General features: G+C 60.8%; 12 protein-coding genes and 1 other annotated feature. Of the genes, 3 read left to right on the forward strand and 9 right to left on the reverse strand.

Translation table 11 applies throughout. From position 1 onward, the window contains the following. Positions 1 to 64 precede the first annotated feature (64 nt). Entirely contained in the window at positions 65 to 430 is a 366-nt protein-coding gene (locus H8711_RS01615; RefSeq protein ID WP_249281785.1) for a DUF4180 domain-containing protein, read from the forward strand. 72 nt (positions 431 to 502) lie between these two features. Here the strand turns inward: H8711_RS01615 and rsmI are convergent, their stop codons facing one another. The 3 genes from rsmI to H8711_RS01630 are packed head-to-tail and all read right to left on the reverse strand — an operon-like array spanning position 503 to position 3259. Further along, positions 503 to 1339 carry a 16S rRNA (cytidine(1402)-2'-O)-methyltransferase gene (rsmI, locus tag H8711_RS01620; protein ID WP_249281786.1) on the reverse strand — a complete coding sequence of 279 codons (837 nt, stop codon included), beginning with the start codon at positions 1337 to 1339 and terminating at the stop codon, positions 503 to 505. After that, positions 1339 to 2070 carry a tRNA1(Val) (adenine(37)-N6)-methyltransferase gene (locus H8711_RS01625; RefSeq protein WP_249281787.1) on the reverse strand — a complete coding sequence of 244 codons (732 nt, stop codon included), beginning with the start codon at positions 2068 to 2070 and terminating at the stop codon, positions 1339 to 1341. Before H8711_RS01625 ends, rsmI begins: the two co-directional genes overlap by 1 nt. A gap of 22 nt (positions 2071 to 2092) precedes the next feature. Continuing rightward, a complete protein-coding gene (locus tag H8711_RS01630; protein WP_249281788.1) occupies positions 2093 to 3259 on the reverse strand; it encodes a cation diffusion facilitator family transporter in 1167 nt (388 codons plus the stop codon). A 162-nt stretch (positions 3260 to 3421) separates the two neighbouring features. Between H8711_RS01630 and H8711_RS01635 the strand changes: the two genes are divergently transcribed. Then, a complete protein-coding gene (locus H8711_RS01635; protein WP_249281789.1) occupies positions 3422 to 3811 on the forward strand; it encodes a putative ABC transporter permease in 390 nt (129 codons plus the stop codon). Between the two features lie 77 nt (positions 3812 to 3888). On the opposite strand, the gene murI is transcribed toward H8711_RS01635, so the two are convergent. From murI to aspS, 6 genes are all read right to left on the reverse strand, one after another. Next, positions 3889 to 4677, reverse strand: a complete 789-nt coding sequence (gene murI / locus H8711_RS01640; protein WP_249281790.1) for a glutamate racemase — start codon at positions 4675 to 4677, stop codon at positions 3889 to 3891. A 132-nt stretch (positions 4678 to 4809) separates the two neighbouring features. Continuing rightward, positions 4810 to 5442 (reverse strand): HAD family hydrolase, encoded by a 633-nt coding sequence (locus tag H8711_RS01645; RefSeq protein ID WP_249281791.1) that lies wholly within the window; start codon positions 5440 to 5442, stop codon positions 4810 to 4812. An 18-nt stretch (positions 5443 to 5460) separates the two neighbouring features. Beyond that, positions 5461 to 7062, reverse strand: coding sequence for an MBL fold metallo-hydrolase RNA specificity domain-containing protein (locus tag H8711_RS01650; protein WP_249281792.1), 1602 nt, complete (start codon positions 7060 to 7062; stop codon positions 5461 to 5463). Positions 7063 to 7178: 116 nt separating this feature from the next. Then, positions 7179 to 8606, reverse strand: a complete 1428-nt coding sequence (gene gatB, locus H8711_RS01655) for an Asp-tRNA(Asn)/Glu-tRNA(Gln) amidotransferase subunit GatB (RefSeq protein WP_249281793.1) — start codon at positions 8604 to 8606, stop codon at positions 7179 to 7181. Beyond that, complete coding sequence (gene gatA, locus H8711_RS01660) at positions 8603 to 10054, reverse strand: Asp-tRNA(Asn)/Glu-tRNA(Gln) amidotransferase subunit GatA (protein WP_249281794.1); 1452 nt, start codon at positions 10052 to 10054, stop codon at positions 8603 to 8605. The genes gatB and gatA overlap by 4 nt, the downstream gene beginning before the upstream one ends. Positions 10055 to 10076: 22 nt before the next feature. Continuing rightward, positions 10077 to 12167 carry an aspartate--tRNA ligase gene (gene aspS, locus H8711_RS01665; protein ID WP_249281795.1) on the reverse strand — a complete coding sequence of 697 codons (2091 nt, stop codon included), beginning with the start codon at positions 12165 to 12167 and terminating at the stop codon, positions 10077 to 10079. Positions 12168 to 12233: 66 nt separating this feature from the next. After that, positions 12234 to 12490: a binding site (T-box leader), on the reverse strand. A gap of 362 nt (positions 12491 to 12852) precedes the next feature. Between aspS and ftsH the strand changes: the two genes are divergently transcribed. Then, positions 12853 to 14685, forward strand: coding sequence for an ATP-dependent zinc metalloprotease FtsH (gene ftsH, locus H8711_RS01670; RefSeq protein ID WP_249281796.1), 1833 nt, complete (start codon positions 12853 to 12855; stop codon positions 14683 to 14685). Positions 14686 to 14692 lie beyond the last annotated feature (7 nt).

The raw sequence follows: 14692 nt of genomic DNA on the forward strand, positions 1-14692 counted from the left end.
AATATATGATAATTTTATGCCTCAACTGAATTTGGTACGCCTTGTCCGGCTGTGGAGGAAACCTATGAAGATTGATATTATCCAGGCAGGAGACACGAATATTGCGGTCGTTTTCAGCGAGAAACCGGTCATCGTGGATGTCCAATCCGCCCTGGATCTAATTTTAAGTGTGAGTTACCAGACAGATGTACGCCGAATTGTCATCAACAAAGAAGCGATGGGAGATGAATTTTTCATTTTAAGCACAGGCTTGGCCGGCGAAATCCTTCAGAAATTCATCAACTACCAGGTTAAAGTGGCGATGTACGGCGACTATTCCCGCTATACCAGCAAGCCGTTAAAAGATTTTATCTATGAAAGCAATCGTGGAAAAAATATTTTTTTCACCGGCACAAAGGAAGAGGCCATCGACAAACTAAAAGAAAAATAACCGGCAAAATGTACCCATTTTAGTGAAAAAGCAGGTCGCGGGAGTCCTCCGTGACCTGCTTGCTTTCTGTATTCAATTATTTTCCTGCGACAGCGCGGCCTTATAGAGGTCGCCCTTTTTGTATCCGGTTTCCTTCGCCAGCTCCTTGGCGGCCGAGGTGATCGGCTCCCCGCCTCGCACCCGTGTGCGAACCAGCTCGACCGCGTCGTCGAAGCTGAGCTCGGTCCGAGCGGGCTCCGGGGCGCCCTCCACCACCAGCACATATTCGCCCCGCGGCGGCTGTTGCTCATAAAGCTCCAATGCGCCGGAAAGGGTGGTGCGGATGACCTCCTCGTGCAGCTTGGTCAGCTCGCGCGCCAGCGAAACGCGCCGGTCGCCCAGCGCCTCCAACAAATCCCGCAGGGTATTCACCAATTTGTGGGGCGCTTCATAAAAGATCAGCGTGTGCCGGTCCCCTTTGATCGATTCGAGGTGCTCCAGCCGGTTTTTGCGGTTGGTGGAGAGGAACCCCTCAAAGGAAAATCGCGCGGTGGAAAGCCCGGACACCGCCAATGCGGACACCACCGCGGACGGCCCCGGCACCACGACCACGGCCACGCCGCGTTCCGCGCACAGGCGCACCAGATCTTCCCCTGGGTCGGAGATACAGGGCATCCCCGCGTCGGTCACCACCGCGCAGCTCTCCCCTGCCAAAATTCGCTCCACAATCTGTTCACTCACCGCCTCGCGGCTGTGCTGATGGTAGCTCATGGTGTGCTTTTTGATATCGAAGTGGTTGAGTAGTTTCTGGGTCACACGGGTGTCCTCCGCGGCGATAAAATCGACCGCGCACAGCGTCTGCACCGCGCGAGGCGTCATATCGTTCAAATTGCCGATGGGCGTACCCACCACATACAGCGTCCCAGCCATCACACTTTCCCCCCGCCATAAATTTCAAGCAGCTCCTCGCTGAAGCCGTCGCGCCCGCCGCCTTCGATGATCAGCGGCTTTTCCACCTGCAAGCTGGGTTTGGCCCCGCGCTTGCCCTGCACCAGAAACAGCCAGGGCGCGCAGCCCTCGCGCTGCTGCACAAAGCGGAGCCGCTTGGGCTCCACCCCGGCTTGGCGCATCGCCTCCAGCACATCGGGCAGGCGCTCTGGGCGCTGGCAGACACACAGCCGGCCGCCGAATTTGAGCAACCGCGCCGCCGATGCGCACACGTCGCGGATGGTACACAGCACCTCGTGGCGCGCGATGCGCTCGCTGTCCAATTCGCTGAGAATTCCCGTCTTGGCGACCTTATAAGGCGGGTTGCAGGTGACCAAATCGAATTGACCCGCCGGGAGCAGGCCGTCCAACGCCTTCAGATCGGCAAGCACCGGCAGCAGGCGCCCGTGCAGCCCGTTGCGCTCCACCGTGAGCTTGAGCTGTTCAATCGCCTTGGGCTGAATTTCCACCGCATACACCTGTCTGGGCGGGTCCTTCCGGAACCAGAGCAGCGGAATGATGCCGCAGCCCGACCCCAAGTCGCAGGCCAGATCCTTGCGCCGGTGCCCCGCAAAGTGCGCAAGCAAAAAAGCGTCCGTGCCGAACTTGTGGTCGGGGGTGACGCAGATCGAAAGCTCGGGGGTGAGCTGTTCAAAGGTAGATTCAAACTCCATATACAGGGTTCTCCTATTGTAATCAGCAGTAGCCGCGATCCACCGTGACCACTGCGTAATAATTGGGATCGATCTCCTTGAGCTTCCGGGCGATCAGTTCTTTGATCTCCGCGCTGCTCTGCTCTGTCTCGACCGGAACATTGACATCGAAGATAAAATTGGTCAGGGCCCCGCCGTAGACCGCGCGAAAGTCGTGGATGGTAAAGGAAGGATCGATCTCCTGCACCAGCCGCCGGGTGAGGACGCGCAGCTCATTGGTCTTTTCGCAGTCGGTCTCGATCGGGTCGAGGTGGATCACCACCTCGACGTTGAGCTTCTCAGCGATCTCGCGCTCGGCGCGGTCGATGATATCGTGCGAGGCGAGGATGTCGCTGTGCACCGACACCTCGGCATGCACCGAGGCGAACCGGCGGCTCGGCCCGTAGTCGTGTACGATCAGATCGTGGATGCCCAGGATGCCGTCGTAGGCGCGCACCATGTCGCCGATCTTTTTCACCAGGTCGGGGTCGGGCTTGACTCCCAGCAGGGGGTCGATGGTATCCTTCGCCACCCCATAGCCCGCGTAGAGGATGAGCACCGCGACGATCAGACCCATCACGCCGTCGATCGGCAGGGTGGTGAAGCGGGCCGCCACCACCGAGACCAGCGTCACGCCGGTGGCGCACACATCCGAGATGCTGTCCACCGCGGTGGCCTCCATGGCCGCCGATCCGATCCGCCTGCCCAGGCGCTTGTTGAACGCACCCATCCAGAGCTTAACCGCGATGCTCACCAGCAGGCCGACCACCACGATGATGCTGAACTGCACCGGCTCCGGGTTCAAAATTTTATCGAGCGAGGTCTTGCCGATTTCAACGCCCACCAGCATGATGAACAGCGATATCAGCAGGCCGCTGAGGTATTCGATGCGGCCATGCCCGAAGGGATGGTCGCGGTCGGCCGGCTTGGACGCCATCTTGAAGCCCACCAGCGTCACCAGCGAGGAGCCCACATCCGACAGGTTGTTGAATGCATCGGCGGTCACCGCAATGCTGCGGGAGAGGCTGCCCAAGACAAATTTCACCGTGAACAGGAAGATGTTGCACACCATTCCCACGACGCTGCTGAGAACCCCGTAGCGCCCGCGCACCCGGCTGTTTTCAGTCTGATCCGCATCCTTGATGAACCACTTAACCAACAAATCTGTCATTGGCTACCCCTCCGCTGCAACTATTTTTCAAAGGCTTAGTATACCATAAATTGCGCCTTATTTCACCGTTTTTTTCCGTGCGCCGCTGAAAAATATTGTCAGCAGTTCCGCATCCGCATATCTTCACCGCCGCTGCACAAAGTAGCTTCGAGGTGTTGCAAAATGAAACGGATGCGAAACGGAATGCTGCTCTTTTTGATTGGAAGCAGCGGCTATTCTTTGATCGAGGTGCTCTGGCGCAAATATACCCACTGGACGATGGCGCTGACCGGCGGCGTCTGCTTTGTGGTACTGCACGGAATCTTCCGGCGCTGCCGCCCGCTGTGGAAAAAGTGCGTGTACGGCGCGGCCTCGATCACCGGGGTGGAATTCACCGTGGGCTGCGTGGTCAACCGCCTGCTCGGTTGGAACGTGTGGGACTATTCGCACATGAGCGGCAACCTGCTCGGCCAGGTCTGCCCGCTGTACACGTTTTTGTGGAGCCTGCTCTGCATCCCGGTTTCGGGGCTGAGCCGTCTGCTCGACCGCCATCTGCTGACCGACAAGAGCTGAGCTTACCGCTCCAACTGGGGAAGAAAATCGCCCGGGGATGAATGCAGCCGCTTCATCTGTCCGGGCGTTTTATTATTTTAGACCGAATGGATCACCGCAGGCGTCTTGATCGCGAGCCGCTCCAGCACCGCCTGATAGACCGGAGCGGAACCGCTCATATAGATGTCGAACCGACCGCCCCCGGTATCGTTGAGGAGGTTATTGTTCCTTAAATATTCCGCGGCAGCCGCCACCTGGGCGCAGGCCGGATTGATAAATTCCACCCCGGGCGCGGCCTGCTCAAATACCTCGCTGACGATGGGATAATGGGTACAGCCGTACAGGACATGCCCCAGCGGATAGGCGGCCAACATATGGTCGAGGTGTCCCTTCACCTCCGCACGGATGGCGTCTAAGTCGAACTCGCCACAGTCGACCAACGCCGCCAGGTTGTGGCTCGGCTCGCTATAAACCGCGATGGACGGATCGTTCTCATGGATCAAGCGCTCGTAAGCCCCGGTGCGGATGGTGAGCTCCGTGGCGATCACCCCCACTGCGGGGAGGCCGCGCCGCGCCACCGCGCGCGCCACCGGCCCGATGATGCCGAAGATCGGGAAGGGGTACTCCGCCTGGAACCGCGGCAGCAGCGAGGAGGTGGTATTGCACGCCACCACCACCGCTTTGATCCCCTGCTCCCGCAGGAAGCCGATGGTGCTTCGGGCGATCTCCACAATGTTGTCGGCGGTGCGGTTGCCATAGGGGCAGTGCTTGTTGTCTCCAAAATAGACGATGTCCTCGTGCGGGAGCTGCCGTTCCAGTTCCTTGACCACTGTCAGGCCGCCCACCCCGGAATCCAGCACACCGATTCTCTTGCGGTTTTCATTCATGCGCACACGCTTCCTTCGCTGTGTTTTTTCGCCCGCTTTCTCCCGGAAAGCCGCCGGGCGACAACTTTTTCTATTGTAGCACAACGGAGTGGAAATATCCAGCAAAAACCGGCGAAACCCGCCGCCAAGGGGTCACTCCACCAGGGATGCGGCCAACGCCAGCAGCTCCCCCGGGGTGAGCGGGATATAACGCGCCGCAATCCCCGACGGGTCCGCCGCGCTCCAGCCCGCGAGGGCGAAATCCACCCCCGCGCCATGTGCGCAAGCCCAGTCGTGCGCGGTGTCGCCGATATAGAGCGTCTCGCCGGGCAGCGCTCCGGTCCGCTGAAGATAGTGGAGCATCGGCGCGGGCGACGGCTTGTGCTCAGCGGTGTCATCCGCTGTGACCATCACCTCGAAGTAGTGGCTGAGCTTTCTCAGGCTGGGATCGGTCTCCACCTCCCCGCGGGTGCGGGAGGTGATAACGCCCATGGGGACGCCGCGCCGGAAAAGCTCCTCTAACAGCTCTGGAATCCCGTCGAAAGTCCTGGCATACGGGAGCATCTTATCGTAATAGCCGTTCCACTCATCCATCAGGTCGGACGTCGCTTCCAACCCGAGCATGGTGAGCACCCGCCCGCTAGGCACCCCCAGGGAAAAGCGGCAGTCCTCCAGCGCCACCTCTCTCCCCTGCCGCGAGCGAATCAGCCGCTGCAGGGCGGTCAGGCAGATCTCCTCGGTATCCAGCAGGGTTCCGTCCACATCAAATACAAAATAACGATACATCTGTTTCTCCTTAAAAGTCTATCGATCCCACTTGTCGCAGAGCGAATTGATCTGATCCGCAAACTTGGCGAGGTCCTTGTTGGCTCCGCCCTCGCTGCGTTTGATGACGGTCAGCAGGCGCTGGCCGGCAGCGAGCAGGCGCGCGAATACATCGGATGCCCGGCGCGCAGCAGGCTGGCCGCGGCGGATGCGCTCCTTCACGCCCTCGTCCAGGCAGAGGTCGCGCGCGAGGTCGAAGCGCGCTCCGGTGTAGGGCGCGACTGCGCGATATCCGTGCTCGTTGACGAGGCAGGCGGTGAACATATCGCAGACGCTGTCCTCACCGTGCACCACAAATACCCGCTGCGGCTTTTGGGCGAACGCGCCGATCCAGCGCAGCAAACCCGCTCGATCGGCGTGCCCGCTGATGCCCTCCATCCGCTGGATTTCGGCGCGCACCTCGATCGTCTCGCCGAACAGCTTGACCGCCTGTGCGCCCTCCTGCAGGGCACGGCCTAAGGTGCCCGCCGCCTGGTAGCCCACGAACAGCACGGTGCACTCCGGCCGCCACAGGTTGTGCTTGAGGTGGTGCTTGATTCGACCCGCCTCGCACATACCCGATGCGGACAGGATCACCTTTGGCTCTTTATCGAAATTGATCGCGCGGGAATCGTCGCTGGTGACCGATACCTTGAGATCCAGAAACGCGATCGGGTTGATCCCCCGGCGCACCAGGTCGAGCGCTTCCTCGTCGAAATAGCCCTTGACATTTTCCTTGAAGATGTTGGTGGCCTCTACAGCGAGCGGGCTGTCCACATACACCGGGAAACCGTCGTGCCCCTTGACCAAACCGTCCGCTTTGATCCTTCGGATGAAGTACAGGAGCTCCTGTGTACGGCCCACCGCGAACGAGGGGATCACCAGGTTGCCGCCGCGGTCTAAGGTGCGCTGGATCACCGCCGCAAGCTGCGCGACGTAATCCGGCCGGCCGCCGTGGTTGCGGTCGCCGTAGGTGGATTCCATGACGACATAGTCGGCGTCGGTGATGTACTGTGGATCGCGGATGAGCGGCTGGTCGAGGTTGCCGATATCGCCCGAGAAGGCCAGCTTCCTGCGGACCTCCCCTTCCGTCAGCCATACCTCGATGCTCGCTGAGCCCAGCAGGTGGCCCGCGTCCACAAATCGGATGCGAATCCCCTCGCACAGGTCGATCGTCTCGCCGTATTCGTGCGGGACAAAGCGCGCCAACGCGCCCTGCGCGTCCTCGATATCGTAAAGGGGCTGGTACTCCTCCCGCCCCGCGCGCTTGGCTTTGCGGTTGCGCCACTCAGCCTCAAACATCTGGATGTGCGCGCTGTCGCGCAGCATGATGTCGCACAGGTCCGCAGTGGCCGAGGTGGTGTGGATTTCGCCCCGGAACCCCCGCGCGTAGAGCAGCGGCAGCAGGCCGGAATGGTCGATGTGCGCGTGGGTGAGCAGCACATAATCGATCTCCGACGGATTGACCGGGATCTCCTGGTTCTGGTACTCATCCGGCCCCTGCTCCATGCCGCAGTCGACCAGGATGCGCCTTTCGCACACCTCGAGGTAGTGGCAGCTGCCCGTCACCTCGTGGTCTGCGCCCAAAAATGTTAACAACATCAATTCGTCCCCCTTTATTGGTTCCATTGTACCATCCGCACACCCGGCGGGCAAGCCGGAAATGGGGAAAAACGAGCAAAACGCCCCGCCCGATACCGGGCGGGGCACAAAGGGTCTTATTCTTCGAGCAGCTTCTCAAGCAGCGCACGGGTGACTACCGGGTTGGCGCGCCCGCCGGTGGCGCGCATCACCTGGCCGATCAAAGTTTGAATCGCGCTGGATTTACCCTTTTTGTAGTCGGCCGCCGCCCTAGCGTTCTCCTCAACCGCCCGCAGTGCCGCCGGCCGCAGCGCCTCTTCATCGCTGATCTGCCAGAGCTGATGCTCCTCAGCCAGCCCGACCGGATCCGCATCCTGATGCCACATCAGGGAGACGAGCTTTTTGCCCGCCGCGCTGCCCAGTCTTTCGTCGGCCAAGAGGTCGGCCAACGTGGCCAGATGCTCCGGCGCGATCGGAATGTCGGTCTGCTCGGGCGCGAGCAGGCGGAACACCTCGGAGGTGATGAGGTTGGCGAGCAGCTTGGGAGCCTTGGTGCTGGCCGCGGCCGCCTCGAAGTAATCGGCCACCGCCCGCTCGTTCACCAGCGCCTCAGCGTCTCCGGCGGTCAGGCCGTAGCGCTCCACATACTCCTGCTTGCGCGCATCGGGCAACTCGGGGATCTCCTCCCCGATGGCCGCGAGCACCTCCTGGCTGAGCACAATCGGAACGAGGTCGGGATCGGGGAAGTAGCGATAGTCGTTCGCATCCTCCTTTTTGCGCATCGAGAAGGTCTTGCCGGTGGCCTGGTCGAAGCGGCGGGTTTCCTGCACAATTTCTTCCCCGGCCTCGACCGCCTCCACCTGGCGCTGGAATTCATATTCGATCGCCTTTTGGATGAACTGGAAGGAGTTGAGGTTCTTCATCTCGGTGCGGGTGCCGAGCGTCTGGCTGCCCTTTTTGCGCACCGAGAGGTTCACGTCGCAGCGCAGGCTGCCCTCCTGCATTTTGCAGTCGGATACCCCCACATATAACATGATGGCGCGCAGCTTGCGCAGATAAGCCGCCGCCTCGGCTGCGCTGCGGATATCCGGCTCGGACACGATCTCGATGAGCGGCACGCCGCAGCGGTTGTAGTCGCACAAGGTGCCGCCGCCCTCCTTGTGCACCAGCTTGCCCGCATCCTCCTCGATGTGGATGCGGGTGATGCCGATTCGCTTGGGGCCATTCTCCCCTTCGATATCCAGCCAGCCGCCCGAACAGAGCGGCAGGTCGTACTGCGAAATCTGGTAGGCCTTGGGCAGGTCGGGGTAGAAGTAGTTTTTGCGGTCCTGTTTTGAATAGCGGGCGATCGAGCAGTGGGTGGCGAGGCCCGCCTTCACCGCGTACCGCACCACCTGTTTGTTGAGCACCGGCAGGGTGCCGGGCATCCCCATGCACACCGGGCAACACTGGGTGTTCGGCTCGGCGCCGAATGCGGTGGAGCATTCGCAAAAAATCTTGGTTCTGGTCTTGAGCTCCACATGGACCTCCAGCCCGATCACCATCTCATAGGCGGATGTGTTCATACCCGCTCCCCTCCTTTCCGGGCATCCTGTTCAAAGGCGTAGGCCGCGCGGTAGAGGCGCGGCTCGGAAAACGCCTTGCCGATCAACTGCATCCCGATGGGCATCCCGTCGCGGTCGCATCCGCACGGCAAACTGAGCGAAGGCACCCCAGCGATGTTGATGGGCACGGTGTACACGTCGCCCATATACATCTCCAGCGGGCTGTGGGACTTCTCTCCGATCTTGTAGGCCACAGTGGGGGCCACCGGTGAAAGGATGAAGTCACAGGTGCTGAAGATGCGCTCGAAATCCCGCACGATCAGGGTGCGCACCTGCAGCGCCTTCTTATAATAAGCGTCGTAGTAGCCGGACGAGAGGGCGAACGAACCGAGCATGATGCGGCGCTTGACCTCGGGGCCGAAGCCCTCGCTGCGGGAATTTTTGTACAGCTCGTCCACGCTGCCGTAATGTTCGGCGCGGTAACCGTACTTCACGCCGTCGAACCGTGCCAGGTTGGAGGACGCCTCTGCGCTGGAGAGGATGTAGTAGGCGGGCAGCGCTGCGCTGATGGTGGGCATCGAGGTTTCGACGATCTGCGCGCCCATCGCTTCAAACCGCTTGGCGGCGGCGAGAATCGCATCTTTTATTTCAGGCGAGAGCCCCTCGGTGAAGTATTCGTGCGGCAAGGCCACCTTCATCCCCTGCACCCCTTGCCCGAGTTCCGCGGAGAAATCGCCGTACTCGCGGTCAACCGAGGTGGAATCGCGGCGGTCATGCCCGGCGATGGCCGACAGCACCAGCGCGTTGTCGCGCACATCCCTGGTGAGCGGCCCGATCTGGTCGAGCGACGAGGCGAACGCCACCAGCCCGTAGCGCGACACCATGCCGTAGGTGGGTTTCATCCCCACCACGCCGCAGAAAGCCGCGGGCTGCCGGATGGAACCGCCCGTATCCGACCCGAGCGCAAATGCAGCTTCGTTTGCCGCCACAGCCGCCGCGCTGCCGCCGCTGCTGCCGCCCGGCACCCGGTCGAGGCCGCGCGGGTTGCGGGTGGTCTTGTAATAGCTGTTCTCGGTGGTGGAGCCCATCGCAAATTCGTCCATATTGCACTTGCCCAACATCACCGTATCCGCCAGCTTCTCCATCACGGTCGCGCTGTAGGGCGGCACGAAGTTACCCAGCATTTTGGAGGCGCAGGTGGTCAGCGTCCCCTTGGTGCAGATGTTGTCCTTGATTCCGGCCGGGACGCCTGCCAGCGGCGGCAGCGCCTCCCCGGCGATGCGCCGCGCGTCGATCGCCTCGGCCTGCTTCATCGCCTGCTCGGCGGTCACGGTGAGATAGGCCCCGATCTCGCCGTCCTTTGTTTCGATCCGATCGAGGTAAGCCCGGGTTGCCTCGGCGGAGGACAGTTCCCCGCTTTGCAGCGCCCGGCTCAGCTCCGATACCGTCATCGCGGTGATTTTGCTCATATCTGATTCCTCCCGTTCCATCTCATTCCACAACGCGCGGCACATAAATGTAGCCGTCCTCGACGCTCGGGGTGTTGGCCAGCAGCTCGTCCCGGCCAAAGCTCGGGACCGGACGGTCGTCGCGCCATACATTTTTCATCGGCAGCACATGCGCGGTAACCGGCACGTCGCCGGCGTCGATCTCGCTCAACTGGTTGGCAAAGCCGATGATCGCGGCCATCTCCTCGCGCATTTTCTCCTTCTCCTCAAGGGTGAGGGTCAGGCGGGAAAGGTTCGCCACATTGTCCACATCGATCTCAGCCGTCCGCCCTCTCTTGGCCGCCCGGCGCTGCTCCTGGCCGCGCTTGCCGCCCTCGCCGGTGACGATGCCCAAAATTTCGAGCTGGGCGTCGTCCACCACGTCCGGCGCGCTGGTCATCGGGCAGGAGGCATCTTTCATTTTCGGGAACGCGATCACCTCGCGCAGCGAATCAGCCCCCAGCATCTGCATCACCAGCCGGTCCAGGCCGAACGCAAAGCCGCCGTGCGGCGGGGTGCCGTAGCGGAACGCGTTGACCAGGAACCCAAAGCGTTCCTCGATCTGTTCCTCCGAGAAGCCGAGCGCCTCAAACATCTGCTGCTGCACCTCCTGCTGGTAGATGCGCATACTGCCGCTGCCCAGCTCGATGCCGTTGAGCACCACGTCGTAGGCCTGCGCCCGCACGCGACCCGGGTCGGAAAACAGATACTGCAAATCCTCCGGATAGGGCATGGTGAAGGGGTGATGGGTGGATACCCAGCGCTTCTCCTCCTCCGAATATTCAAACTGCGGGAAATCAGTGACAAACAGGAAGCGGAAGTCGTCCCTGCGGCGCAGCCCCAGCAGGTCGCCCAGGTCGAGACGCAGGCCGCCCAGCGTGCGGCGCACGGTGGCGAGCTGATCCGCGCAGAACAGGATGAAGTCGCCCGGCTTGGCGTCCACCGCGGCGAAGATTTCCTCCAACTCCCGCTGCGAGAGGTACTTGGTCAGGATCGAGTAGATCTCCCCATCCGGCTTGTAGGCGATCCAGGCCATGCCCTTGGCCCCGTAGCCCACCGCTTTGGCGGTGAGCTCCTCGATGGCGGTGCGGGTGAAATCGGCGCAGCCTTTGACGTTGATGGCGCGCACCACCCCGCCCTTGTCTGCGACGCCGCGGAACACCGAGAAGCCGCAGCGGGCTGCAATTTTGGTGATATCGACGATCGGCAGGCCGAACCGCAGGTCGGGTTTGTCGCTGCCGTAGGTGTCCATCGCCTCATGCCAGCTCAGCCGCGGGAAGGGCTGATCGAAGGTGATCCCCAGCACCGTTTGGAACAGGTGGCGAAACAGCCGTTCGAGGTGCTGCAGGATGTCCTCCTGCTCGACGAAGGAGAGCTCCATATCCACCTGGGTGAACTCCGGCTGACGGTCGGCGCGCAGATCCTCATCGCGGAAGCAGCGGGCCACCTGGTAGTATTTATCGACACCGCCCACCATGAGCAGTTGTTTAAAAATTTGCGGCGACTGGGGAAGCGCATAGAACGAACCGGGGTGCACCCGGCTGGGCACCAGATAGTCGCGCGCGCCTTCGGGGGTGGATTTGCAGAGCATGGGGGTTTCCACCTCGATGAAGCCGTCCGCATCCAGGTAATCCTGCACCGCCTTCTGCACCCGATGGCGGAATCGGAGGTTCGCGAGCATCTGCGGCCGGCGAATGTCGAGGTAGCGGTATTTGAGGCGGAGCTCCTCGCGCACCGGCGCGCCGTCGTCGATGGCGAAGGGCAGCGGCTGCGCCTGGGAAAGCAGCGAGAGGCGCTGGGCCTTGAGCTCGATCGCCCCGGTGGCGATACGGGGGTTGTAGGTCTCCTCGCTGCGGTGGCGCAGAACGCCGCTCACCGCCACCACCGATTCGTTGCGCAGGCCCTCGGCGAGGGCGAAGTCCTCACGGCTGAGGTTGGCCAGATCGAACACCACCTGTAACGTCCCCTCGCGGTCGCGCAGGTCGATGAAGATGACGCCGCCCATGTCGCGCTTGGTCTGCACCCAGCCCATCACCGTGACGGCCTCCCCCACGTTTTCCTCCCGGTAGGACCCGCAATAGCCTGTTCTTTTCATCTTACAAAACCTCCCTTTTTCTCTGTGGCCCGAAGCAACAAAAAAAGCCTTTCGTCCCTTGACTATTCAAGGGACGAAAAGCTCTGCTTTCCGCGGTACCACCCAATGTAACCGCTTGCGCGGTTCTCTCACCGGCACAGGCTGCCCTGTGGCGAACCGATGCCTGCCGGCTGTAACGCGCCGCCGCGGCCAAGTCTACTCGCTCACGCTTTCGGTTGGCAACTCGGGGATGTTCTTCCTCTGGAAATCCGCTCCGACCTCTCACCCTGCGCCGAATCTCTGTGGCTACCATTCCAGAATACTCTTCCCGTCATCGTTGTTTGCTGTATGACAAATTCATCTTGTGTAATTTTGGCTTTATTATACCGCCCGATTTTCGCTTGTCAAGGGCTTTTTGCTGAATTTGAAAAAATATTTTAGCCTTTTCGCTGATTTTCACGCTCTTCTTGTTCGATTTCCTCCGCCTGGTGCTTGTATTCCGGCCAACATTTGTAATAGACACGATGTATTCCGTTGCCGCCGCCAATGTCGATCTGCTTGCCCTGCGGCCATTCCCATTCTTCTTATTATTAAAATATAAGGATATTATAATATTATCTTCACAATCCGTCTATCAAACCCACCGAATTTTGATTTATAATCATATTATTCTAGTTTTTCCGACAAATTAAGGAGGGATTCCCCCATGCAAGAGCAAAAAACCCCGAAGAAACCCCTGATATACTATTGCATTATTGTGATGTTGATGATGTTCCTGCTCAATGCGTTCATCTTCCCGCTGCTGCTCCAGCCGCGCGTCGAGACCACCGACTACGGCACCTTTCTCAACATGGTGGAGGACGGCAAGGTTGCGGAGGTGCAGATGGAGGACGATCACATTTATTTCACCGTCCCCGACGAGAAGGGCAAGACGACAGTCTATCAGACCGGTGTATGGCCGAACGACAACACCCTGTGGGAGCGCCTGCTCAGCCACGACGTCAAATTTAACAACGTGGTGCAGCAAAAAACCTCCCCGCTGGTGTCCTTCCTGGTCAGCTGGATTCTACCGATCGTCATCTTTACATTGATCGGGCAGCTATTCATGCGCACGATGCAAAAGCGGATGGGCGGCGGCAACGCCATGACCTTCGGCAAGAGCAACGCGAAGATCTATGTGGCGGCCCAGACCGGCAAAACCTTTGCAGATGTAGCGGGCGAGGACGAGGCCAAGGAGGCGCTGACCGAGATCGTGGATTTCCTGCACAACCCCGCCAAATATGAGGCGATCGGCGCGGCGATGCCCAAGGGCGCACTGCTGGTGGGCCCTCCGGGAACCGGTAAGACCCTGCTGGCCAAGGCTGTAGCGGGCGAAGCCAACGTGCCGTTTTTCTCGATCTCCGGCTCGGAATTTGTGGAGATGTTTGTGGGCATGGGTGCGGCCAAGGTGCGCGACCTGTTCAAACAGGCGGGCGAAAAAGCGCCCTGTATCGTATTCATCGATGAGATCGACACGATCGGCAAAAAGCGCGATTCAGCCGGCATCGGCGGCAACGACGAGCGTGAACAGACCCTCAACCAGCTGCTCACCGAGATGGACGGCTTTGACGGCAGCAAGGGCGTGGTGATCCTGGCCGCCACCAACCGCCCCGAGACCCTCGACCCCGCGCTGCTTCGCCCCGGCCGCTTCGACCGGCGCATCCCTGTGGAGCTGCCCGACCTGGCCGGCCGCGAAGCAATCCTGCGGGTACACGCGCAGAAGATCAAGCTGGTGGATACGATCGACTACAACGCGGTGGCCCGCGCGACCTCGGGCGCCTCGGGCGCTGAGCTCGCCAACATCGTCAACGAGGCTGCCCTGCGCGCTGTGCGCATGGGCCGCGACCGGGTGGAACAGGGCGACTTTGAGGAGGCTGTGGAAACCGTTATCGCTGGATATCAGCGCAAGGGCGCGGTCATCTCCCCCAAAGAGAAGCAGATCGTCGCTTACCACGAGATCGGCCACGCGCTGGTTGCGGCCAAACAGACCGACTCAGCCCCAGTTCACAAAATCACCATCATCCCCCGCACCTCGGGCGCGCTGGGGTACACCATGCAGGTGGACGACACCGAGCGCAACCTGATGAGCCGCGAGGAGGCGTTCAACAAGATTGCGACCTTCACCGGCGGACGCGCCGCTGAGGAGCTGATCTTCGGCACCTTTACCTCCGGGGCTGCCAACGACATCGAACAGGCGACCAAGATCGCCCGCTCGATGGTAACGCGGCTGGGTATGAGCAAAACCTTCGACATGATGGCGCTTGAAACCCAGCAAAACCAGTACCTGGGCGGCGACACCGCGCTCATCTGCTCGAACGACACCGCAGCCAAGGTGGACGAGGAGGTGCTTGACCTCATCAAGGCGGCACACGAAAAGGCCATCAACATCCTCAAGGACAACATGGACGCCCTGCATCAACTGGCGCAATATCTGTTGGAAAAGGAGACAATCACAGGCGATGAATTTATGAAAATCCTCAACGAGATGAACCCGGCGTAGCATAGGG

The organism is Ligaoa zhengdingensis, from assembly GCF_014384885.1.
Lineage (GTDB): Bacteria > Bacillota > Clostridia > Oscillospirales > Ruminococcaceae > Ligaoa > Ligaoa zhengdingensis.